The organism is Ottowia sp. SB7-C50 (assembly GCF_033110285.1).
Taxonomy (GTDB): domain Bacteria; phylum Pseudomonadota; class Gammaproteobacteria; order Burkholderiales; family Burkholderiaceae_C; genus Ottowia.
In genome coordinates this window covers 3,457,942-3,479,746 of sequence record NZ_CP136995.1, presented here as the reverse complement: position 1 = coordinate 3,479,746, position 21,805 = coordinate 3,457,942, and the positions used below count along the sequence as shown (strand labels likewise).

Below are 21,805 nucleotides of genomic sequence, written 5' to 3'. Positions count from 1 at the left end.
ACCTCCGAATATGGATTGGGTTTGGCTTTTTTGGGCGCATGCTCGGTTGCACCTGCCGGGGTATCACTGACCTTGCGGGCCGTGCGAGGCAGGCGCGCGGTCCGGGAGAAAGACCATGCATCAATTTCTTGCCACCGCCGCCGGTGCCCTGCTGGCCGCGGGCCTGTTCGTGGCCTGCTCGACCAGCGACCCGCCCGCACCGATGCAGGTCATGCCGGCCTTGGACGCGACCGCCGCGCAGGCCGTGCCCTACTTTGGCGACGTGTTCGCCAGTGCCCAGCGCGCGATGGTGCACGCGCCGCACGGTGGCGAGGCCGCGCCGACGTTCTGAGCTATCGGCACCGGCTGACAGCGCGTGCCGGCGCGCGCTGTCGGGCGCAGGCAGGGCGCCTGGCTAGATTGGCGGCATGCCAGCCGCCCTTGCCTCTGCCTCCCACCCGACCGCGCCCCGCACTGCCCACGCCGCGCCCGAAGCGCCTGCCTGGCTTCGCGGCCGGCTGAAATTCCTGCAGCCGCTGCATCGCGCGGTGGAGTTGTGGTCCGACGCCGATGGCCTGCGCATGAGCGCGGCGATGTCGTTCTACGGCATCCTCAGCCTGGCGCCGCTGCTGGTGCTGATCGTCGCCGTGCTCGGCTGGTGGCTGGACCGCGAGGTGCTGGAGACCAGCCTCATCGCACAGATTGGCGGGCTGGTCGGGCAGCAGGGCGCCGAAGTGATCAAGGCGGCCATCGCCAGCGCCCGCGCGCCCGGCCAGGGTTTGCTGGCGTCGGTGATGGCATTCGCATTGCTGCTGGTGGGCGCCACCGGCGTGTTCGCTGAACTGCAATCGGCCCTGGAACGCCTGTGGACGCAGGGCACCGGCGTGGCGGCGGTCGATGCGTGGTGGCACACCGCCACGCTGCGGCTGCGCGGGGTGGCCTACATCCTGGCCTTCGGCTTTCTGATGCTGGTCTCCACCGTCATCGCCAGCCTGCTCAGCCTGCTGGAAGCGTGGGCCGGCAGCCGCTTTGACACCAAGGTGGTGCTGGCGGCGCTCAATCAGCTGGTGTCCTTCGTCATTACCACCGGCCTGTTCGTGGCGCTGATGCGCATGAGCGCCGGACCACAGCCGCGCATGCGGCATCTGGTGCGCGGCGCGGCGGTGGGCGCGCTGCTGTTCGGCGTGGGCAAATACGGGCTGGCGCTGTATCTGTCGACGGCTGCGGTGGTGTCGGCCTATGGCGCGGCGGGTTCGCTGGTGGTGCTGCTGATGTGGATCTACTTCGCCGCCGCGGTGCTGCTGCTGGGCGCCAGCGTGGCGCGCGTCATGGCCGAGCAGCAGGGCGAATTCGCCAGTGCGCCCACGCCGCCGCCCGCCGCGGCGGTCACCGCCGCCCAGGCTGAAGTGGCCAGAGCCGGCGCGGGCGAAGCCGCGGCCAGCACCGCCACCGTGGCGGCCGTGCTGTCCGACGTGGCCAGCCAGCCAGCGGCGGACGGCGCCAGCTCGCCCGGCCAGCGGCTGGCGGCCGCGCGCGAGGCGGACCAGCCGGGGTCAGCGCGGGGCGTGCTCGGCTGGCTGAAAGGGCGCGCCGCCGAACCCGACGCGCGCGAAGCGCTGGCCGTCATGATTACGCTGACGGCGGCCTACCTGATGACCCGCTCGCAGCCCGGCGCCGATGCGGCCGCGAGCGAGCCGCGCCGCGCTGCCGACGTGCCGCGCTCGCCCACGCCGCCGGCCGAGCGCCCGGCGCCGCGTGGCGCACCGCGCCGCGATGAGCCCGAAACGCCAGCGTGGTGGGGCGTCGCCACGGCCCTGGCCGGCGGCGTGCGCACCGGCACGCGGCTGGTGCAGGCGGCGATGCCTGCCTTGGGCGACACGCGGCCTCGCGCCGGCTTGCAGACACCGCACGCGGTGCGCCAATGGGGTCGCCGGGTGGCCGCCACGCAGGCGGGGCGCGCGCTGGTGGCGTGGCGCCAGTGGCGTGAACGGCAGGCGCTGGCCCGCGCGCAGCAGACGGTGGCGCGTGACGTGCAGGCGCTGCGCGACCAACTGCGCGCGCAGCGCTGGCGCTGAAACGCAGGCGGGCGCGGCGGCCCGGCCAGCGTCAACTGCCGCGAAATTCCGCCTTGCGCCTGGCCTTGAACGCCGCCACGCCTTCCTGGTAGTCGTCGCTTTCGGCGATCTGCTTCAGATAGCCCATCTGCGGGTAGGCGATCTCGGCCGGTGACTTGGGCAGCGTTTCCAGCGTCGCGCGCTTGATGGTCTGCAGCACCAGCGGCGCGGCGTCGGCCAGGCGCTGCGCCCAGTTGAGGGCGAAGGCGTGCGCCTGGCCGGGCGGCACCACGCGGTTGACCAGGCCCACGTCGTACGCGCGCTGCGCGGGCAGCGGCTCGCCCAGCATCAAGAATTCGAGCGCCACCTTGTGCGGGATGCGCGACACCAGGCTGGCGGTGATGCCGCCGAACAGCCCCAGCTTGGCCTCGGGAAACATGAACTGCGCGGTTTCGTCCACCACGCACAGGTCGCTCATCATGGTCAGCGTGAAGCCCGCGCCCACGGCCCAGCCCTGTACGGCGCTGATCAGCGGCTTGTCGATTTTTGCGCCGACGTTGGGCACGCCCTTCCACGCTTCCTTCGACGGGTCGCTCACGTCGACCCCGGCGCAGAAGTGGTCGCCCTCGGCCGTCAGCAGCGCCACACGTTCGTCGCTGGCTGCGAAGCGGCGCCAGTAATCGTGCAGCAGCGCGCTCATCTCGGCGTTGAGCGCGTTGCGCCGCTCGGGCCGTCGCAGCGTGATGTGGGCGATGCGGTCCTTGGCTTCGTAGGTGATGGGTGGCGACATGGCGCGATTTCCGTTCACTATGTTATTGATAGCTGCTCGCGCTTGATGGATCAGCGCTGGGGCACGATTTGTTTTGAATCCCGAGCGCCACCTGTCAACCTTGCGCCGCCGGTGCGGCGTCGGGCTGCCACACGGCGCGCGCGTCGGCCACGATGACCTGGTCGCCGGCCACCATCGCCGGGTTGGCTTCGCACTCCGGCAGGCGCGCGCCCAGTTGCATGGCCAGCCGGCCAAAGCGCTGCGCCACGTCCACCAGCGCATCCACGTGGGCGGGCGGCTTGCCGCGATAGCCGGTCAGCAGCGGGTACAGGCGCAAGCCCTTGATGGCGCGGCGGATGGCGCGCGGGCCGGCGCTGGCGGGCAGCAGGGCGGTGTCCTGCAACAGTTCGACCAGCGTGCCGCCCAGGCCGATCATCAGCATCGCGCCGAACTGCGCGTCCCACTGCGTACCGATCAGCACTTCGGCGTCGGCACGCACCGGCTGCTGCACCAGCGCGCCGCCAAACGTGGCGCCGGGCACGCGCGCGGCGGCGGCCTGCAGCGCGCCGAAGTGGCGGCGCACCGCGTCGGCGTCGGCCACGTTCAGCACCACGCCGCCCACGTCGCTCTTGTGGCTGATCTGTGCCGACACCAGCTTCATGACGACTGGGTAGCCGATGGCGTCGGCGGCGCGCACCGCGTCGTCTTCGGTCTGCGCGATTTCGCCGCGCGTGACGGGAATGCCGGCGGCGGCCAGCAGGCGCTTGGCATCGTGCTCGCCGACCAGGCCGGCGGGCAGCGCGTCAACTATGGTTTTGATAGCTGTCGGCGCTGGTCCAGCAAGCGCTGGGGCCTCTTTTTCATACGCTTCCCAGGCCAGCCGGTTGCGCAGGTAACCCAGCGCTTCCTTGATGTGGGCGAAGTTGACCAGGCCCGCGCTCTTCAGCTTGTCGCCCGCCTGCGCCCCCGCGCTGCTGGCGGCGTTGACGAAGGCCAGCGGCTTGGGCGATTCGCGGTTGACGTCGACCACCGTGGCAGCGGTGCCGGCCATGTCGGGCATGGTGGTCATGACGAACAGCGCGGCGCCGACGGCCGGGTCGGCCAGGATGATGTCCAGCACCTGGCGCAGCCAGCGCGGGTCGGTGCGCTGCCGCGCCGGGATGGCGCCCAGGTCGAGCGGCAGGCGCGCGCCCGCCTCGGGCATCAGCGGCAGCAGGCGCTGCACCGTGGCCGGCGACAGCGTGGCGGCCTGCAGACCGGCTTCGCCCACCAGGTCGCTTGCCACCGCGCCGCCGCCGCCCGAGCCCGACAGCACCGCCACCTGCGGCCCGCTGGGCGCGGGCAGGCGCGTCCAGGCCGCGGCCTGCGCGATGAGTTCCAGGAAGTCGTCCACCAGCACCGCCCCGGCAGCGCGCACGGCGGCTTCGAAGGCACGGTATTCGCCCGCCAGGCTGGCGGTGTGCGACTGCACCGCCTTCTGCCCCAGCGCCGTGCGGCCGGCCTTGACGATGAGCACCGGCTTGCCCGCCGCGCGGGCGCGCCGCAGCAGCGCGATGAAGCGCGTGCTGTCCTTCACGCCCTCGACGTACAGCGCAATGACTTTCGAATGCGCATCGTCGATGGCGTAATCCAGAAAATCGCACACCTCCAGGTCGGCCTGGTTGCCCAGCGACACGCAGAAGCTGAAGCCGGTGCCCAGGTCGTACGCGCGCGCCAGCATGGCGCCGGCCAGCGCGCCGCTCTGGCTGATGAGGGCGATCTCGCCCTGGACCAATTCGCTGTTGCGCATCAGCGCCTGCGAGTTGAGCAAATTCATGCGCGCATGGCTGTGGAAGTAGCCCATGCAATTGGGGCCGATGATGCGCATGCCGCCTTGCTGCGCAATCTGCAGCACGCGCGCCTGCAGCGCCGCGCCCTCGGGCCCGCTTTCGGCGAACTGCGAGGTCACCATCAGCGCCACCTTCACGCCCGACTGCGCGCAGTCGGCGATGGCGCTTTCGGTCAGCTTGTCGGGCACCACGATGACGGCGACGTCGATCGGTCCGGTGGCCGCCACCGCCGCCGCGACGCTCGGAAACGACGGCAAGCCCTGCACCGATTCGGCGCCGGGGTTGATCGGCGCGATGCGCCCTGGCCAGCCGAACTTGCGCAGCAGCGCCAGGATGCTGCCGCCCCATTTCTGCGTGTCGTCCGACGCGCCCAGGATGGCAACGGCCTGCGGGTTGAGCGCGCGCTCGACCGCCTCGCGCGCGCCCGTTGCGGTCGGCGCCGTCACTCGTCCACCTTGATGCCGGCTTCCTTGATCACACGGCCGTAGGTGGCGTAATCGGCGTCCCACAGCCGTTTGAATTCGCGCGGGCCCAGGTATGTGGGCTGCATCGCGTACGGCTTCATGCGGGCGATGACGTCGGGGTGGCGCAGCGCCTTTTCGAACTCGGCCGCCAGCTTGTCGATGACGGGCTGCGGCGTGCCGCGCGGCGCGAATGCGCCGAACCAGGTGCCGCCCGGCTCGGGCTGCGGCACCGGCAGCTCCTTGATGGTCGGTGCGTCAGGGAAGTCCTCCAGCCGCCTGTCGGTGAAGGTGCCCAGCAGGCGCGCCTTGCCCTGCTTCACATATTGGAGCAGGGTGACGTCATGGCTGGTGTCGATGCGGCCGGCCACCAGGTCGGTCACGATGTCGGCCGCGCCCTTGTAGGGCACGTGCGTCATCTTGATGCCCCAGCTTTTTTGCAGCATTTCGCCGCGCAGGTGGCCTTGCGAGCCGACGCCCGACGTGGCGTAGGTCACCTTGCCGGGGTTTGCCTTGGCGTAGGCGATGAATTCCTCGATGCCCTTGGCCGGAAAGTCGTTGCGCACGACGAAGGCGGGGAAGAACTCACTCAGCTTGGCGATGCCCACCAGGTCGCGCTGCGTGTCGAACGGCAGCTTGCGCAGGTGCGGCGTGATGGAGCTGATGCCGGTCGGCCCGACGAAGATCGTGTAGCCGTCGGGCGGCGCGGCCACCGTGGCCGCCACGGCAATTGAGCCGCCGCCGCCGGTGCGGTTGTCGACCAGAAACGACTGGCCGGTCGACTTCTGCATTTCCTGCGCCATCACGCGCAGCACCACCTCCATGCCGCCGCCGGGGCTGAAGGGGTACATGATGCGCACGGGCTTCGACGGAAAGGGGTCGGCCGCCAGTGCCGGCGCCGCCAGCACCAGCGTGCCGGCCAGCAGCAGCGCGCGTCGCGCCAGCGGGGTGGAAGAAAGCGATCCGGACATGGTGAGAAGCTCCTTCGACAAACGGGTTGGCGTGCGCGGCCGGTGCGGCCGAACGTGTGGATGGCGTTGCGAATATTGTGGGGGCGGGCCGCCGCGCGCGGTAGACCACGCGGCTGGAAGGGACTACGCCCGCTTACTGCGCCGCCGCCACCAGCGCGCGCCGGTATTGCACCGCCTCGGCCACGTGGGCGGTGGTCACGGCATCGCTGCCGGCCAGGTCGGCAATGCTGCGCGCCACCCGCAGCGCGCGGTGCGTGGCGCGTGCGCTCCAGCCCAGGCGCGTGGCGGCGGTGTGCAGAAAGGGCCGCGCCGCATCGTCCAGCCGCGCGTGTTCGTCGATGGCCTGCCCGTGCAGCGCCTGGTTGGGCATGCCCTGACGCGCCAGCGCGCGCTGGCGCGCCGCCAGGCAGCGCTCGCGCACGGCGGACGTGGGTTCGCCCGCGGCGGCGGTCAGCAATTCTTCGGCCGGCAGCGCGCCGACTTCGACATGCAGGTCGATGCGGTCGAGCAGCGGCCCGGACAGCTTGCCCTGGTAGCGCGCCACCTGGTCGGGCGTGCAGCGGCAGGCCCGCACAGTCGAGCCGCGGTAGCCGCAGGGGCAGGGGTTCATGGCCGCGACCAGTTGAAAGCGCGCCGGAAAGTCGGCCCGCTGCGCCGCGCGGCTGATCGTGATGTGGCCCGACTCCAGCGGCTCGCGCAGGGCTTCGAGCGCGGCACGCGGAAACTCCGGCAGTTCGTCCAGAAACAAGACCCCTTCGTGCGCCAGCGAGATTTCGCCCGGCCGCGGGGGCGAGCCACCGCCCACCAGTGCCACCGCGCTGGCCGAGTGGTGCGGCGCGCGGGTCGGGCGCTGCGCCCATTGCGCCAGCGCGAAGGCGCCGCCCAGGCTGGCGATGGCGGCGCTCTGCAGGGCTTCGGACACGCTCATGGGCGGCAGCAGTCCGGCAAAGCGCTGCGCCAGCATGGACTTGCCGGTGCCGGGCGGGCCGACCATCAGCAGCGAATGGCCGCCGGCGGCGGCGATTTCCAGTGCGCGCCGGGCGGCCGCCTGGCCCTTCACGTCGGCCAGGTCGGGATAGGCCGGCGGCGTGCTGCGCGCGGCGGGGGGCACGCGGGCAAAGCCGTCGGCAGGCAGCGCGTCGGGCGGCATGGCGCCTTCCGGCAGAAAGCGGGCCACCACGTCCAGCAGATGGCGCGCGCGGTGCACGCGCAGGCCGGGCACCAGCGCGGCTTCTTCGGCGCTGCCGGGCGGCAGCACCAGTTGCGCGTCGACGCCCGCCTGCTGCAGCGCCACCGCCACGGCCAGCGCGCCGCGCACCGGGCGCAGTTCGCCCGACAGCGACAGCTCGCCGGCAAATTCCCACCCGGCCAGCCGCGCGCCGTCGATCTGGCCGCTGGCCGCCAGGATGCCCAGCGCAATCGGCAGGTCGAAGCGGCCCGAATCCTTGGGCAGATCGGCCGGCGCCAGGTTGACGGTGATGCGCTGGTTGTGCGGAAACGCCAGCCCGCTGTTCTGCAGCGCGCTGCGCACGCGCTCGCGCGCTTCCTTCACTTCCACGTCGGCCAGGCCCACCAGCGTGAAGCTGGGCAGGCCGTTGGCCAGATGCACCTCCACCGTCACGGCGGGCGCGGCCAGCCCCATCAGGGCGCGGCTTTGCACCAGACTCAAACCCATCGTGGTCGATTCCCTTCCTGCGGCGCCCCATGGGCGGAGCGGCGCGTACGCTGCGAATGTAACGCGGTGTACGCTGCTGCGTCGTGCACGACCCTGCGCGCCCCACGGCCGGCGCGCAGCCTGTTTTGGTGCACGGCGCGTGTGCGCCCTGGCTTGGCGCTGCACCGTTTGCGGGCTTCGTCGCCATGCGGGCGCATGGCGGGCGGGCGCGACCCGCAGCGATGCGCTGGCACGGTCCCTGCTTGCCTGTGGTTCAACTTGTTCAATTCAAAAGGAGCGGAAGTGAAATCCTCTAAGCACACCATCTGGAAAATCCTGGCCTGCACGTGCGTGCTGTGGGGCCTGACGGGCACGGCGACCGCGCAGGAGCGCAGCGCCACCGACGCCACCACCGAGCAGGCGCCGCCCGCCGCCAACACGCTGTCGTTCAACGCTGGCCTGGCCAGCGACTACCGCTACCGCGGCATCTCGCAAAGCCGTCTGCAGCCCGCCGTCAGCGCCGGGGCCGACTATGCGCACACCAGCGGCCTGTACGTGGGCACCTGGCTGACCACCATCCAATGGATCAAGGACGCCGGCGGCGGCGCGCCGCTCGAATGGGACATCTACGGCGGCTACAAGGGCACGCTGGGCAGTTCGGGCCTGGCCTACGACGTCGGCCTGCTGCGCTATCAGTACCCCAGCAACCGCCTGGCGGTGAGCGCCAACACCACCGAGGTCTACGGTGCGCTGACCTACGGCCTGTTCACCGCCAAGTATTCGCACGCGCTGAGCAACCTGTTCGGCTTTGCCGACAGCCAGCACAGCGGCTACCTCGACCTGTCGGCCAACGTCGACCTGGGCAGCGGCTGGTCGGTGGTGCCGCATGTGGGCCGCCAGTGGGTGCGCCACAACAGCGCCTATTCGTACACCGACTACGGCGTCACCCTGGCCAAGGACTTCGGCAACGGCCTGTCGGCCAGCGCCGCGCTCATCGGCACCAACGCCGACAAGGCGCTGTACACCACGCCCGCGGGCCGCTTCACCGGCCGCGCCATGCTGGTGGCGGGCCTCAAGTACAGCTTCTGAATATCGAACAAATGGGCCTGCCGCGCTTGCCTGACAAGCGCAGGCAGCTATCAAAAGGAAAGCAACATGAAAATGGTCACCGCCGTCATCAAACCCTTCAAGCTGGATGAGGTGCGCGAGGCCCTGTCGCAGGTGGGGGTGCAGGGCATTACCGTCACCGAGGTCAAGGGCTTCGGTCGCCAGAAGGGCCACACCGAGCTGTACCGCGGCGCCGAATACGTGGTCGACTTCCTGCCCAAGGTGAAGATCGAGGCCGCCGTGGACGACGCCGTGGTCGACCAGGTGGTCGAGTGCATCGAGCAATCCGCGCGCACCGGAAAGATCGGCGACGGCAAGATCTTCGTCACCGACATCGAGCAGGTCGTTCGCATCCGCACCGGCGAGACCGGCGCCGAAGCGCTGTAACGCCCCAGCCTTTTTCACTCCCCCTTTTTTGGAGCGTCCTCATGCGACGACTGGTATCGCTTTGCCTGTTGATTTTGTCCCTGCTGTGCGCGTCGGCCTTCGCGGCGGATGCGCCGGCAGCCCCCGCCATCGCGGCCAGTGCGGCGTTTGCGCCCGCTGTGACTAACGCTACAGCTATTGTTTCTGCAGCAATTGCCGCCCCAATCGCTGCCGTCAGCGCGCCAGTGCCCGTGCCCAACAAGGGCGACACGGCGTGGATGATGGTCAGCACGCTGCTGGTGATCCTGATGACGATTCCCGGCCTGGCGCTGTTCTACGGCGGTCTGGTGCGCAGCAAGAACATGCTGAGCGTGCTGATGCAGGTGTTCGTCACCTTCTCGCTCATCATCGTGCTGTGGTTCCTGTACGGCTACTCGGTTGCCTTCACCGAGGGCAATGCCGTCTTCGGCGGCTTCGACCGGCTGCTGATGAGCGGCATCTGGGACCCGGCCACGGGCACCTTTGCCAACGCTGCCACCTTCAGCAAGGGCGTGGTGATTCCGGAAGTCGTGTTCGCTGCCTTCCAGGCCACGTTTGCCGCCATCACCTGCACGCTGATCGTCGGCGCCTTTGCCGAGCGCGCCAAGTTCAGCGCGGTGCTGGCCTTCATGGTGATCTGGTTCACCTTCAGCTACCTGCCCATCGCGCACATGGTGTGGTTCTGGCAAGGCCCGGACGCCTACACCGGCAAGGAGGTGGTCGACACGTTGAACGCCAAGGCCGGGCTGATCTGGCAATGGGGCGCGCTGGACTTTGCCGGCGGCACCGTGGTGCACATCAACGCCGCCGTGGCGGGCCTGGTGGGCGCGTTCATGATCGGCAAGCGCATCGGCTACGGCCGCGAGGCGATGGCGCCGCACAGCCTGACGCTGACCATGGTGGGCGCGGCGCTGCTGTGGGTGGGCTGGTTCGGCTTCAACGCCGGCTCGGCGCTGGAAGCCAATGGCACCGCGGGCCTGGCCTTCATCAACACGCTGGAGGCCGCTGCGGGCGCGGTGCTCACGTGGAGCCTGGGCGAGGCGCTGCACAAGGGCAAGGCGTCGATGCTGGGCGCGGCCTCGGGCGCGGTGGCGGGGCTGGTCGCCATCACGCCGGCGGCGGGCAACGTGGGCATGGGCGGCGCGCTGGTCATGGGCCTCGTCGCCGGCTTTGCCGGGCTGTGGGGCGTGACGGGTTTGAAGCGCCTGCTGGGCGCCGACGATTCGCTCGACGTGTTCGGCGTGCATGGCGTGTGCGGCATCCTGGGCGCGCTGCTGACGGGCGTGTTCAACAGCCCGGCGCTCGGCGGCCCCGGCTACGTGTCCGACTGGGTGACGGCCAGCGTGGTGACGGCCGCCGACTACTCCATCGCCGCGCAGGTGTGGACGCAGGCCAAGGCCGTGGGGCTGACCATCGTGTGGTCGGGCGTGGTCTCGTTCATCGCCTACAAGATCGTCGATGTGCTCATCGGCCTGCGCGTGACCGAAGAGGAAGAGCGCGAGGGGCTGGACATTGCCAGCCATGGCGAGACGGCATATAACCGTTAATCCCCCTGTGCCGCTGCGCGGCTTCCCCCAAAGGGGGACGCAGCCAGCGGCCGGGGCAAGCCCGCTCCGCGGCTGCCCCGCGCAGGCCGGGCTATTCATCAAGCCATCCAAGGCACTTGCAGCGCGCCACCCGGCGCGTTTTTTTTGCGACATCAAAATGCTACTGATTGCATAGCTTTGTGCCCTGATGTCGCAAAGGCCCGCAGCCGATTTGTCCTTGCCCCGACCCCGGGTGACGCACCCCGGTTACCATCGGCGCATGTCCCTCAACGTTCCCGCCGAACCGGTGCCCGAAGGCGCCGTCGATGCGCCGCTGCAGACGCTGATCGCCAAGATTCACCAGGCGGTGGCGCGCGGGCGCCCGCTGCGCATCCGCGGCGGCGGCAGCAAGGATTTCTACGGGCAGGATCTGCACGGCGAACTGCTGGACGTGCGGCCCCTGGCCGGCGTGGTGGCGTATGAGCCGAGCGAGCTGGTGGTTACCGTGCGCGCGGGCACGCGCCTGCGCGACCTGGAGGCCGTGCTGGCCGAAGCCGGCCAGTGCCTGCCGTTCGAGCCGCCGCGCTTCGGCACCGGGGGCACGGTGGGCGGCATGGTGGCGGCGGGCCTGTCGGGGCCGGCGCGCGCCAGTGCGGGCGCGGTGCGCGACTACGTGCTGGGCGTGCAGGTGCTTAACGGCCGCGGCCAGCTGCTCACCTTTGGCGGCCAGGTGATGAAGAACGTGGCCGGCTACGACGTCAGCCGACTGCTGGCGGGCTCGCTCGGCACGCTGGGCGTGATCACCGAGGTCAGCCTGAAGGTGCTGCCCGTGCCGCCAGCCGAACGCACGCTGCTGTTTGAATTGAGCGAGACCAGCGCGCGCCAGCAGCTCAACCGCTGGGGCGGCCAGCCGCTGCCGCTCAACGCCAGTTGCTGGGCCGACGGCCAGCTGGCGGTGCGCCTGCGCGGCGCGCACGCGGCCATCGCCAGCGCGGTGCAGCAGATGGGCGGGCATGTGCTGGACGATGAACGCGCTCAGCGCCAGTGGACGGCGCTGCGCGACCAGGCGCTGCCTTTCTTTCGCCTGGCGCCGGGCGAGGCGCTGTGGCGCGCCAGCGTGCCCGACACCGCCACGCCGCTCAACCTGGGGCCGACGCTGGTCGAATGGCACGGCGCGCAGCGCTGGATCAAGGCGACCCCTCAGGACGCGCCCCGCGTGCGCGAGGCCGCGGCGCGCGCGGGCGGCCACGCCACGCTGTTTCGCGGCGGCGACGGGGTGACGCCCGTGTTCACGCCGCTGGCCGCGCCGCTGGCGCGCATCCATGCGCAGCTCAAGCGCGAGTTCGATCCGGCGGGCATCTTCTGCCCCGGGCGGCTCTATCCGGATTTCTGATGCAAACCGCACTCGCCCCCGAATTCCAAGGCACCGACGCCGGCCGCGAGGCCGAGGCCATCCTGCGCAAGTGCGTGCACTGCGGCTTCTGCACCGCCACCTGCCCGACGTACCAGCTGCTGGGCGACGAACTGGACGGTCCGCGTGGTCGCATCTACCTCATCAAGCAGGTGCTGGAAGGCCACACGCCCACGCGCGACACGCAAGTCCACCTGGACCGCTGCCTGACCTGCCGCAACTGCGAAACCACCTGCCCCAGCGGCGTGCAGTACGGCCACCTGATCGACATCGGCCGCCAGGTGGTCGAGGCCAAGGTGCCGCGCCCGCCGGCCGAAGCGCGCACGCGCGCCTGGCTGCGGCGCGGGCTGACGTCGCCGCTGTTCGGGCCGGCCATGCGGCTGGGCCAGTCGGTGCGGGGCTGGCTGCCGGCATCGCTGCAGGCCAAGGTGCCCGAGCGGCGCGACGCCGGTGCGTGGCCAAAGCGGTCGCACGCGCGCAAGGTGCTGCTGCTCGAAGGCTGCGTGCAGCCGTCGATGGCGCCCAGCATCAACAGCGCCACGGCCCGCGTGCTGGACGCCGCCGGCATCGAATGCGTGCTGGCGCGCGGCCAGGGCTGCTGCGGTGCCGTGAAGTTCCACCTGGCCGACGCCGAGGGCGGCCTGCGCCAGATGCGCGCCAACATCGACGCCTGGTGGCCGCACATCGAGCGCGGCGTGGCGCAGGGCGGCGTGGAAGCCATCGTCATCAACGCCTCGGGCTGCGGCGCCATGGTCAAGGACTACGGCCACCTGCTGCGCCACGACCCGCGCTATGCCGAGCGGGCCGAAAAAGTGTCGGCTCTGGCGCGCGACGTGAGCGAGCTGCTGCCCGACATCGCCGACGCGCTGCGCGGCCGCGTGCGCGCGCCCGCCGGCACGCTGGCCTGGCACCCGCCCTGCACGCTGCAGCACGGTCAGCGGCTGCGTGGCGGGGTCGAGCAGCACCTGGGCGCGCTCGGGTTCAAGCTGCGGCCTGCCGCGCAGGAGCCGCATCTTTGCTGCGGTTCGGCCGGCACCTATTCGGTGCTGCAGCCCGAGCTGTCCGTGCAGCTGCGTGACCGCAAGCTGGGCCACCTGGTCGGCGAGCGCGCCGCCGACCGGCCGGCGGCGGTGCTGTCGGCCAACATCGGCTGCATCACCCACCTGCAGTCGGGCACCGACGTGCCGGTGCGGCACTGGATCGAGGCGCTGGACGAGGCGCTGTCTGCTTCAAAATAAATAGCTGTCCGCGCTGTATTGACAAGCGCTGGCGGCTTGTTTGGCTTCAGGCCTGGCCCAGCGCGGCATCGATGTCGCCTGCCAGCGCGTCGGGCGGCGTGCGGGGCGCGTAGCGGCCAATCACGCGCCCGTCGCGCCCCAGCAGGAATTTGGTGAAGTTCCACTTGATGGCCCGCGTGCCCAGCACCCCCGGGGCTTGCGCCTTCAGCCAGCGGAACAGCGGGTGCGCGCCGGGGCCGTTGACGTCGCACTTGGCCATCATCGGAAAGTCCACGCCGTAGTTTCGCGTGCAGAAGGCGCCGATCTCGGCGGCGCTGCCCGGGTCCTGCCGGCCGAACTGGTTGCACGGAAAACCCAGCACCGTTAACCCGCGCGGGCCATAGCGCTCATGCAGCGCCTGCAGCCCGGCCAGCTGCGGCGTGAAGCCGCACGCGCTGGCGGTGTTGACCACCAGCCGCACCCGGCCATCGAAGGCAGACCAGTCGACGGCGTCGCCGCCTAGCGTGTGCAGGCGCAGCGAGGCAAGGGGGGGCGAGGTCGTTCATGGGCGGGGCTGCAATGCGTTCAACAAAGGGCGGCAGGAAAACAACAGGGCTGTGCACCTTTCATGGTATCTGCCCGTGGCGTCGCAGCCATGGGTCGACAGCCGTCGTGGCACTGGCAAGGGTCACTACTGCAGTGCAACCCAACTGCATTTTCATCGGCCTCACGCCGATCAAGCACTCGCTGCTGCAGTCCCTACGCTCGCTGAGCCAGGAGGAAGGTGAGCACCTGCTGCCCGTGTGGCGGCCCGAGGGCGCTCACCCTGATCGTGACCAGTGTCAACGACCCCGTTGTGGTCGCGCGGCCAGCCCGCGCGCTCGTCGCCGCCCTCAGTCCGCCCGGCGTACCGGGCGAATCGACAGCAGCGCAGCCAGCAGGATCAGCGCGCCGCCGGCCCACGTCCACGAGGTGGGCGTGGCGGCACCCAGCCACACCGCCGACACGCTGGCAAATACCACCTCGGCCAGCATGATCAAGGCCGTGACCTGCGCCGGCAAGCGGGCGGCGCCGTATTGCAGCGCCAGGTTGCCGCCCAGGAAGGCCAGCGTCAGGCCCACCGCCCAAGGCAGCCAGCCGGCGGCGTTCGCCAGCCAGCCAGGCCCCGGCGCGCCGCCCGCCAGGCCGGCCAGGGCCAGCGTGGTCGACATGGCGAATCCACCGCCGAACATGGCCAGCACGCGCGCCGGTTGTGGTGCATCGCGCCAGCGCCGCAGCAAGGCGTTGGTCAGCGCAAAGCAGAAGCCGCCCAGCAGCGCCAGGAAGTCGGCCGCGCCACGGGGCAGAGGCCAGGACGAGCCGGGTTTGTGCAGCACCAGCACCAGGCCGCCCAGCGCCAGCAGCAGGCGCAGCAGGGCCGCGCGCGTCGGTCGCTCGTCCAGCAGCCACCAGGCCAGGCCGATGGACCACACCGGCATCAGGTAGAACAGCAGCGTCACGCGCACCACGTCGCCGACCGTCACCGCCCAGTTGAAGCCGACGTTGGTCAGCCCCGCCGCCGCCGCCAGCCCCAGCAGCCACGGATGGCGAACCAAGGCGCGCACACTGCCCGGCTGCCACACCAGCCACCCCACCAGCGCCCCGCCGTAGACGATGGCCGTGCTCCACAGCGGATGCAGGCCATGCGCATGCAGCGCCTTGAAGGCGATCCACGACAAGCCCCACACCAGCGCGTTGAACACCAGCGCCAGCACCGGCCCGGTGGACGCATGTTCACTATGAGATGGATAGCTGCTCATGCATAACCAATAAGCTATAGCGCGATAAAGCGGCGCGAGACGTTGTAGCTGAGGGCTGCGCAGCAAGCCCTTTCAGACGGCCGCGGAGCAGGCCACACCAGAGCGCCGCCGCCGGACCCGCGCCGGCGGCCAGCGCTGTCCCCCTTCGGGGGGAAGCCGCGCAGCGGCACAGGGGGGGGTCAATGTCCCGGATCCCGCCGTGCCACGTCCAGCAGGTGCTCCACCTGCGCGGTGTGGTGGCGCAGGTTGTAGCGGTGCCACAGCTGGATGACGAGCATGAACACCACCACCAGCGCGCCGAACAGCGCGATGGCGCCAAAGGCCGACAGGCCGGCGCCGGTGGACGCGCTGTAGAGCGCGCCCAGGCCCAGGATGCAGGCCTGCTCGTTGAAGTTCTGCACGGCGATGGAGCGGCCCGCGCCCATCAGGTTGTGGCCGCGGTGCTGCAGCAGCGCGTTCATCGGCACCACGATGTAGCCGCCCAGCGCGCCCATCAGGATCAGCAGCGGCACCGCCAGCCATAGCGACTGCACGAACACCATCACCACCAGCAGCGCGCCCATCAGCACGCCCAGCGGCATCACGCGCGTGGCGCGGTCCAGCCGCACCCGCATCGAGGCCAGCACCGCGCCCACGGCGGTGCCGATGGCCACCACGCCCACCAGGCTGGCGGCCTGCGTGGTGCTGAAGTGCAGCGCCGCGGCGGCCCAGGCCAGCACGATGTAGCGCATGTTGCCCGACACGCCCCAGAACAGCGTGGTGGTGGCCAGCGAAATCTGGCCCAGCCGGTCGCGCCACAGGCGCGTGTTGCAGCGCCAGAAGTCGGGCAGCAGCGCCAGCTGGTTGCGCGGCAGCGGGCGCATCTGCACGCCGGTGTGCGGAATGCGCAGGTTGAACGCCGCCGCGATGCCGTAGACGATGATCAGCGAGGCGATGGCGGCTTCGGGCGCGGTGTCGATCGAGGTTTCGATGCCGGGCAGGTCGAAGGCCAGCAGGTACGACGACAGCCGCGTGCCCAGCAGCTGGCCGCCCAGCAGCACGCCGAGGATGATCGAGCCGATGGTCAGCCCCTCGATCCAGCCATTGGCCTTGACCAGCTGCGATGGCGGCAGCAGCTCGGTCAGGATGCCGTATTTGGCCGGCGAATACGCCGCCGCGCCCAGGCCCACCACGGCATACGCCAGCAGCGGATGGCCGCCGAACAGCATGGCCAGGCAGCCGACGATCTTGATCGCGTTGCTGATGAACATGACGCGGCCCTTGGGCTGCGAGTCGGCAAACGCGCCCACCCACGGCGCCAAGATGACGTAGAACAGCGCGAACATCGGCACCAGCGCGGCGCGCTGCCATTCGGCGGCGCCGTCGGCACGCAGCAACTCCACCGCCGCGACGAACAGCGCGTTGTCGGCCAGCGAGCTGAAGAACTGCGCGGCCATGATGGTGTAGAAGCCGCGTTTCATGCCCCCCCCCCTGAGGCGCTGCGCGCCTTCCCCCCCAAGGGGACAACGCTGGCAGCCAGGGGGACCCCGGCTGCGGCGTTCCCGTATGGCCTGCTCCGCGGCCCGTGGCACGGCCTGCTGCGCGGCCGTGGGTGATATGCGATCGCGCACCACGCTGCCACCAACCTGGGTGGCAGCGCCAACGCCAGCGGCGATGGGATTTCACGCGCGGATAACGCTCCGCGGAGACGGGTGACAGCCAAAATGTATCTGTTCTGTAAACGCTGCCGCGCGTTATAGCACGGGCGTGCGCTTCGGCGGGTGATACAGAATCGCGCCATGCCACGCCCGATCAAAGCCACCATCCACACCGCCGCCCTGCGCCACAACCTGGAGCGCATGCGCGACGCCGCGCCCGGTGCGCGGGTGTGGGCCATCGTCAAGGCCGATGCCTACGGGCACGGCATCGAGCGGGCGTTTGAGGGTCTGCGTGGCGCCGACGGCTTTGCCCTGCTCGACTTGGCCGAGGCGCAGCGTGTGCGCGACCTGGACTGGCGCGGGCCCATCCTGCTGCTGGAAGGCGTGTTCGAGCCACGCGACCTGGAACTCTGTTCGCGCCTGAACCTGTGGCACGCCGTGCATTGCGACGAGCAGATCGACTGGCTGGCCACGCACAAGACACATCAGCCGCACCGCGTGTTCCTCAAGCTCAACTCGGGCATGAACCGGCTCGGCTTTGCGCCCGAGCGCTTTCGCGCTGCCTACGCGCGCCTGCAGGCGCTGCCGCAGGTCGACGAGATCTCGCTGATGACGCATTTCTCCGATGCCGATGGCGACAAGGGCATCGCGGTGCAATGGGCCGTCTTTCAGCGCGCCGCCGACGGCCTGCCGGGTGAACGCAGCGTGTGCAACAGCGCAGCCACCTTGCGCCACGCGCAGGACGCCGCGGTGCGCGGCGACTGGGTGCGCCCCGGCATCGCCGCCTATGGTTCGTCACCCGACTTTCCCGCGCACGACGCCGCGCACTGGGGCCTGCGGCCGACGATGACGCTTGCTGCAAAAGTGATAGCTGTCAGCGATCTGCCCGCGGGCGCGAGCGTCGGATACGGCTCCACATTCACGGCCGAAGCGCCGATGCGCATCGGCGTCGTCGCCTGCGGTTACGCCGACGGCTACCCGCGCCATGCACCCACCGGCACGCCCGTGCTGGTCGATGGCGTGCGCACGCGCCTGCTGGGGCGCGTCAGCATGGACATGATCGTGGTCGACTTGACCACGGTGCCGCAGGCGGCGTTGGGCAGCGAAGTCACGCTGTGGGGCACATCGGCCAATGGCGCCGTGCTGCCCATCGAAGATGTGGCGCACGCCGCCGGTACCGTGGGCTACGAACTGATGTGCGCGCTGGCGCGGCGCGTGCCGGTGTCGGTGGCCGACTGAGCGCGGCGGCGCCGGCGGACGCCCCGACCGGCGCTGCAGGCTTGTCCTGATTCAAGGCGCGCCGGCCGTGGCTTGCCTACGATCAAGACCACCTTGTCCGTCCCTATTACCGCTTCCCTTTCGCTGACCGACCCGCCCGCACCCGCCCACGCCGAGGCGGCAGAATCTGCACGCCCCGGCTACACGGCGATGTGGATCGGCATCACCTGCGAATTCGTCGAATTCGCAGTGTTCTTCGTGGTCTATTTCATCGCCCGCTGGAGCTACCCCGACGTGTTCCGCGCCGGCGCGCCCCGGCTGTGGACGCTGGGCGGGCTGCTCATCACGCTGGTGATGCTGACCAGCGGCTACCTGCTGGTGCGCACCGTGCTGGCGGTGCGTCGCGACGACCAGCGCGCCGCGCGCGTGGGGATGACCGGCGCCGTCATCGTGGCGCTGGGCTACCCGCTGCTGAAATGGCTGGAGATCCAGTGGAACCCGGCGCACGGCGTGATCGCGGGCAACAACGCGTTTTTCACGGTGTACTACTACCTCACCATCAACCACTTCATGCACTCGGCCTGGGGCATTCTGGGCATGGCCTGGGTGCTGCTGCGCGTGTGGCAGGGCGCCTACCGGCCCGGCAACCTGAAGGGTCTGGAGTCGATGGCCATTTACTGGCACGCCACTGACATCGTGTGGCTGATGCTGTTCTCGCTCTTCTACGCCTTCGTATGAAACGCCTGTTGCACGCCCTTGGCCCGCACAACCCCACCCAGGCGTGGGGGCTGCTGGCCTTGCTCACCGTGGCCAGCGCCGGCATCGCCGTGACGGAGCGCGGCGTGCTGCCCTGGATCGGCTGGCTGATTGCCGCGCTGGTGGCGTGGAAGGCCTGGCTGGTGGCCGAGCACTACCTGGAAGTGGCCGACGCCGCGCCCGTGTTTCGCCGCATCGTGCGGGGGTTCATCGCCCTGGCGCCGCTGGCGCTGGTGGTGACGGCGTGGCTGGAATCGCGCTGATGCTCCGTATTTGATAGCTATTGGCCGTTATCTGGCAAGCGCAAGTGGCTGTTTTTGTCAAAGATGCGGGTGGTTGCCACCCGACACCGCCATCACCTCGCCGGTGATGAAGGACGATTCGTCGCTGCACAAAAAGGCCACCGCGTCGGCCACCTCGCGCGGCTGGCCGGCGCGCTTCAGGAAGCCGCGGCTGGTCAACTCGTCGCGGTCCGCGGCATCGAGCCGATCCGTCACCGTGGTCTGGATCAGCCCTGGCGCCACGCCGTTCACCCGCACGTGCGGCGCAAATTCTTCCGCCAGGCTGCGCGTGAAGGCCGCCACCGCCGCCTTGGCCGCGGCGTAGTCGGCCTGCCCGCCTTCGCCCTGCAGCACGATGGACGCAAAGTTGACGATGCGGCCCCAACGGCGTTCCAGCATGCCCGGCGCCACGAGTTGCGTCAGGTGAAAGCCGGGCTTGAGGTTGAGCGCCAGCGTGCTGTCCCACTGCGCCTCGCTCATCTGCAAAAACGGCGTGTAGAGCTGCGCCGACTTGATGCCGCCCACCACGTTCACCAGCACGTCGATGGCGCCAAAGGCCTGCATGCCGGCATCGACCACATCTTTCGCCTCGGCGCGCTGCATGGCGTCGCCGCGCAGCGCCACGACGGGCGCGCCGCCATCGGCCAGCGCGGCGCGCGATTGCGCCAGCCGCGTGCCCGAGATGTCGGTGAGCACCAGCCGCATGCCTTCTTCGGCCAGCCGCTGCGCGACTGCAAAGCCCATCGGGCCACCGGCGCCGGTGACCAGGGCCACGCGGCCGTTCAAGCCCTTCATGCTCCGCGACGCCGTTGTTGAACCGGTCCAATGGCTGCGGAGCAGGCCATGCCAGCGAACGCCGTGGCCGGACCTGTGCCGGCCACTGGCGTTGTCCCCCCTGCACAGCGAAGGGGGGAAGGCGCGCAGCGACTCAGGGGGGGTCATTTCAATTCTTCGCGCAGCTTGAATTTCTGGATCTTGCCGGACGGCGTGGACGGCATGGCGTCGCGCACGTCCACCCGCTCCGGGATGTACTGCTGCGCCACCTTCTGCTCTCTCAGGAAGGCCGCCACGCTGGCCAGGTCGATTTCCTGCCCCGGCTTGGGCACGATCACGGCGCAGGCGCGCTCGCCCAGGCGCTCGTCGGGATACGCCACGATGGCCACCTGCTGCACCGCCGGGTGCTTGTAGAGCAGCGATTCGATCTCGATCACGGGAATGTTCTCGCCGCCGCGAATGATCACGTCCTTGCTGCGGCCCGTGATGCGGATGTAGCCGGCGTCGTCCAGCCGCGCCAGGTCGCCGGTGTCGAACCAGCCCTCGGCATCCGTGTTGTTGAGGTGCGGGCGCTTCAGGTAGCCGCCAAAGTTGGAGTGCGAGCGCAGCAGCAGCCGGCCCGCCTCGCCGTGGGGCAGCGGCGTGCCATCCACGTCGGCCACGCGCACTTCCACGCCCGGCAGCGGCTTGCCGTCGGTGGTGGCGCTGCGGCTGGGGTCGTCCTCCAGCAGCGTGGTGGTGACGGCGCCGTTTTCCGTCATGCCCCAGGCCGAAATGATGTTGGCGCCCAGCGCGGCGCGCGCCTGCTCGACCAGCGGGCCGGGAATCGGCGCGCCCGCGCACAAAAAGGTCTTGAGTGTGGGCACGGCCAGGCCGCTGTCGGCCACGTTCTTGGCCAGATCGGTGAGGAAGGGCGTGGACGCCATGGTGAAGCTGCAGCCTTCGGCGCGGATCAGGTCGATCGCCTTCTTCGGCTCCCACACGTCCAGCAGCACGGCGCTGGCGCGCAGGAAGATGGGCATCATCAGCCCGTACATGAAGCCGGTCTGGTGCGCCATGGGCGAGGCCATCAGGATCACATCGTCCTGCCCCAGCTTCAACCGCTCGGCATACGGCAGGATGTTGGCCAGCAGCGTGTTGGCCGAATGCATCGCGCCCTTGGGCTCGCCCGTGGTGCCGCTGGTGTAGATGAGCTGCGTCACGTCGTCGGGGCCGGGGCGGTGCTGCGTGAGGATGGCGCGCGCGTCGGGCGCGTCCTCCCACGCCGGGCCGCTCAGCAGCTGGTCGAAGCTGTGGTCGCCCGCGCCGTCGATGGCGATCACGTGCTTGAGGTGAGGCAGCTGCGCCTGCAATTCCAGCCCCATCTGTTCGTGGTCGAAGCCGCGAAACACCTTGGGGCACACGAACACCTTGGCCTCGCCGTGCGCCAGCATGAAGGCCAGCTCGCGCGCGCGGAAGATGGGCATGAGCGGGTTCATCACCGCGCCGATGCGCGAGCACGCCAGGTACAGCGCGGTGAACTGCCACCAGTTGGGCAATTGGCAGGCGACCACGTCGTTCTGGCCCACGCCCAGCTTGTGCAGGCCGACGGCGATGCGGTCGGCCATGCGGGCCAGCTCGCGGTGGGTGAAGCGCGTCACCGCACCGCCTTCGGCGCGCATGGCCGTGAGCGCCGTCTTGTCGGGCACCTGGGCGACGCACTCGTCCAGCGCGTCGTTGATGGTGCGGTCCGGCCACAGGCCCGCCGCGACGGCGGCGGCGCGGCGCGCGGGGATCAGGATGGCATCAAATTCCATAGCATTGTCTCCTTGATTGTTGTCAGCGCTCGGCACGCATCCATTGCCACATCAAAAACCGGACGCGAAGGACGCGAAAGTCACGCGAAGGACGCGAAAAGAAAGACCACTTGGTATTGGTTTCGCGTTCTTTGCGAATCCCTTTGCGTCCTTCGCGTCCG

General features: G+C 70.0%; 18 protein-coding genes and 1 pseudogene. 10 read left to right on the top strand and 9 right to left on the bottom strand.

All coding sequences use genetic code 11. The annotated features are described in order from the left end of the window. The first annotated feature begins 115 nt into the window (after nucleotides 1–115). Entirely contained in the window at nucleotides 116–331 is a 216-nt protein-coding gene (locus R0D99_RS16640) for a hypothetical protein (RefSeq protein ID WP_317749277.1), read from the top strand. Between the two features lie 76 nt (nucleotides 332–407). Further along, nucleotides 408–1,343, top strand: a pseudogene (locus tag R0D99_RS17380) (YihY/virulence factor BrkB family protein); the annotation flags it as partial. Nucleotides 1,344–2,085: 742 nt separating this feature from the next. Here the strand turns inward: R0D99_RS17380 and R0D99_RS16630 are convergent. The 4 genes from R0D99_RS16630 to R0D99_RS16615 all read right to left on the bottom strand — a co-directional run bounded on the left by R0D99_RS16630 (nucleotide 2,086) and on the right by R0D99_RS16615 (nucleotide 7,738). Then, nucleotides 2,086–2,823: an enoyl-CoA hydratase/isomerase family protein gene (locus R0D99_RS16630; RefSeq protein ID WP_317749275.1), complete on the bottom strand. Its 738-nt coding sequence runs from the start codon at nucleotides 2,821–2,823 to the stop codon at nucleotides 2,086–2,088. Between the two features lie 94 nt (nucleotides 2,824–2,917). Then, on the bottom strand, nucleotides 2,918–5,077 hold the full coding sequence (locus R0D99_RS16625) for an acetate--CoA ligase family protein (RefSeq protein WP_317749274.1): 2,160 nt from the start codon (nucleotides 5,075–5,077) through the stop codon (nucleotides 2,918–2,920). Then, entirely contained in the window at nucleotides 5,074–6,063 is a 990-nt protein-coding gene (locus R0D99_RS16620; protein ID WP_317749273.1) for a tripartite tricarboxylate transporter substrate binding protein, read from the bottom strand. The genes R0D99_RS16625 and R0D99_RS16620 overlap by 4 nt, the downstream gene beginning before the upstream one ends. Before the next feature lie 133 nt (nucleotides 6,064–6,196). Then, nucleotides 6,197–7,738 carry a YifB family Mg chelatase-like AAA ATPase gene (locus R0D99_RS16615; RefSeq protein WP_317749272.1) on the bottom strand — a complete coding sequence of 514 codons (1,542 nt, stop codon included), beginning with the start codon at nucleotides 7,736–7,738 and terminating at the stop codon, nucleotides 6,197–6,199. A 282-nt stretch (nucleotides 7,739–8,020) separates the two neighbouring features. Between R0D99_RS16615 and R0D99_RS16610 the strand changes: the two genes are divergently transcribed. The 5 genes from R0D99_RS16610 to glcF all read left to right on the top strand — a co-directional run bounded on the left by R0D99_RS16610 (nucleotide 8,021) and on the right by glcF (nucleotide 13,404). Continuing rightward, nucleotides 8,021–8,806 (top strand): TorF family putative porin, encoded by a 786-nt coding sequence (locus tag R0D99_RS16610; protein ID WP_317749271.1) that lies wholly within the window; start codon nucleotides 8,021–8,023, stop codon nucleotides 8,804–8,806. A gap of 66 nt (nucleotides 8,807–8,872) precedes the next feature. Beyond that, entirely contained in the window at nucleotides 8,873–9,211 is a 339-nt protein-coding gene (gene glnK, locus R0D99_RS16605; RefSeq protein WP_317749270.1) for a P-II family nitrogen regulator, read from the top strand. Nucleotides 9,212–9,252: 41 nt separating this feature from the next. Then, a complete protein-coding gene (gene amt, locus R0D99_RS16600) occupies nucleotides 9,253–10,776 on the top strand; it encodes an ammonium transporter (RefSeq protein ID WP_317749269.1) in 1,524 nt (507 codons plus the stop codon). A 259-nt stretch (nucleotides 10,777–11,035) separates the two neighbouring features. Next, nucleotides 11,036–12,148 carry a glycolate oxidase subunit GlcE gene (gene glcE, locus R0D99_RS16595; RefSeq protein WP_317749268.1) on the top strand — a complete coding sequence of 371 codons (1,113 nt, stop codon included), beginning with the start codon at nucleotides 11,036–11,038 and terminating at the stop codon, nucleotides 12,146–12,148. Next, nucleotides 12,148–13,404 carry a glycolate oxidase subunit GlcF gene (glcF, locus tag R0D99_RS16590; RefSeq protein ID WP_317749267.1) on the top strand — a complete coding sequence of 419 codons (1,257 nt, stop codon included), beginning with the start codon at nucleotides 12,148–12,150 and terminating at the stop codon, nucleotides 13,402–13,404. Before glcE ends, glcF begins: the two co-directional genes overlap by 1 nt. Nucleotides 13,405–13,450: 46 nt before the next feature. On the opposite strand, the gene R0D99_RS16585 is transcribed toward glcF, so the two are convergent. From R0D99_RS16585 to lplT, 3 genes are all read right to left on the bottom strand, one after another. Next, entirely contained in the window at nucleotides 13,451–13,921 is a 471-nt protein-coding gene (locus tag R0D99_RS16585; protein WP_317751151.1) for a glutathione peroxidase, read from the bottom strand. A 355-nt stretch (nucleotides 13,922–14,276) separates the two neighbouring features. Continuing rightward, nucleotides 14,277–15,182 (bottom strand): DMT family transporter, encoded by a 906-nt coding sequence (locus R0D99_RS16580; protein WP_317749266.1) that lies wholly within the window; start codon nucleotides 15,180–15,182, stop codon nucleotides 14,277–14,279. Nucleotides 15,183–15,361: 179 nt separating this feature from the next. After that, nucleotides 15,362–16,642 (bottom strand): lysophospholipid transporter LplT, encoded by a 1,281-nt coding sequence (lplT, locus tag R0D99_RS16575; protein WP_317749265.1) that lies wholly within the window; start codon nucleotides 16,640–16,642, stop codon nucleotides 15,362–15,364. A 318-nt stretch (nucleotides 16,643–16,960) separates the two neighbouring features. Here lplT and alr point away from each other — a divergent pair, with 318 nt between their 5' ends. The 3 genes from alr (at nucleotide 16,961) to R0D99_RS16560 (ending at nucleotide 19,056) form a co-directional block, all read left to right on the top strand. After that, complete coding sequence (gene alr, locus R0D99_RS16570; RefSeq protein WP_317749264.1) at nucleotides 16,961–18,058, top strand: alanine racemase; 1,098 nt, start codon at nucleotides 16,961–16,963, stop codon at nucleotides 18,056–18,058. Nucleotides 18,059–18,151: 93 nt separating this feature from the next. Beyond that, entirely contained in the window at nucleotides 18,152–18,775 is a 624-nt protein-coding gene (locus tag R0D99_RS16565; protein WP_317749263.1) for a cytochrome c oxidase subunit 3, read from the top strand. Beyond that, on the top strand, nucleotides 18,772–19,056 hold the full coding sequence (locus R0D99_RS16560; RefSeq protein WP_317749262.1) for a hypothetical protein: 285 nt from the start codon (nucleotides 18,772–18,774) through the stop codon (nucleotides 19,054–19,056). The genes R0D99_RS16565 and R0D99_RS16560 overlap by 4 nt, the downstream gene beginning before the upstream one ends. A gap of 57 nt (nucleotides 19,057–19,113) precedes the next feature. Here the strand turns inward: R0D99_RS16560 and R0D99_RS16555 are convergent, their stop codons facing one another. Continuing rightward, on the bottom strand, nucleotides 19,114–19,869 hold the full coding sequence (locus R0D99_RS16555; protein ID WP_317749261.1) for an SDR family NAD(P)-dependent oxidoreductase: 756 nt from the start codon (nucleotides 19,867–19,869) through the stop codon (nucleotides 19,114–19,116). A gap of 143 nt (nucleotides 19,870–20,012) precedes the next feature. Next, nucleotides 20,013–21,644, bottom strand: a complete 1,632-nt coding sequence (gene aliA / locus R0D99_RS16550) for a cyclohexanecarboxylate-CoA ligase (protein ID WP_317749260.1) — start codon at nucleotides 21,642–21,644, stop codon at nucleotides 20,013–20,015. Nucleotides 21,645–21,805: the final 161 nt, after the last annotated feature.

Bases quoted from the DNA above. Each gene is read 5' to 3' on its own strand.
- R0D99_RS16560 (WP_317749262.1), top strand. From the start codon at position 18,772: ATGAAACGCCTGTTGCACGCCCTTGGCCCGCACAACCCCACCCAGGCG.
- alr (WP_317749264.1), top strand. From the start codon at position 16,961: ATGCCACGCCCGATCAAAGCCACCATCCACACCGCCGCCCTGCGCCAC.
- R0D99_RS16640 (WP_317749277.1), top strand. From the start codon at position 116: ATGCATCAATTTCTTGCCACCGCCGCCGGTGCCCTGCTGGCCGCGGGC.
- amt (WP_317749269.1), top strand. From the start codon at position 9,253: ATGCGACGACTGGTATCGCTTTGCCTGTTGATTTTGTCCCTGCTGTGC.
- R0D99_RS16615 (WP_317749272.1), bottom strand. From the start codon at position 7,738: ATGGGTTTGAGTCTGGTGCAAAGCCGCGCCCTGATGGGGCTGGCCGCG.
- glcF (WP_317749267.1), top strand. From the start codon at position 12,148: ATGCAAACCGCACTCGCCCCCGAATTCCAAGGCACCGACGCCGGCCGC.
- glcE (WP_317749268.1), top strand. From the start codon at position 11,036: ATGTCCCTCAACGTTCCCGCCGAACCGGTGCCCGAAGGCGCCGTCGAT.
- R0D99_RS16555 (WP_317749261.1), bottom strand. From the start codon at position 19,869: ATGAAGGGCTTGAACGGCCGCGTGGCCCTGGTCACCGGCGCCGGTGGC.
- glnK (WP_317749270.1), top strand. From the start codon at position 8,873: ATGAAAATGGTCACCGCCGTCATCAAACCCTTCAAGCTGGATGAGGTG.
- R0D99_RS16580 (WP_317749266.1), bottom strand. From the start codon at position 15,182: ATGAGCAGCTATCCATCTCATAGTGAACATGCGTCCACCGGGCCGGTG.
- lplT (WP_317749265.1), bottom strand. From the start codon at position 16,642: ATGAAACGCGGCTTCTACACCATCATGGCCGCGCAGTTCTTCAGCTCG.
- R0D99_RS16630 (WP_317749275.1), bottom strand. From the start codon at position 2,823: ATGTCGCCACCCATCACCTACGAAGCCAAGGACCGCATCGCCCACATC.
- aliA (WP_317749260.1), bottom strand. From the start codon at position 21,644: ATGGAATTTGATGCCATCCTGATCCCCGCGCGCCGCGCCGCCGCCGTC.
- R0D99_RS16620 (WP_317749273.1), bottom strand. From the start codon at position 6,063: ATGTCCGGATCGCTTTCTTCCACCCCGCTGGCGCGACGCGCGCTGCTG.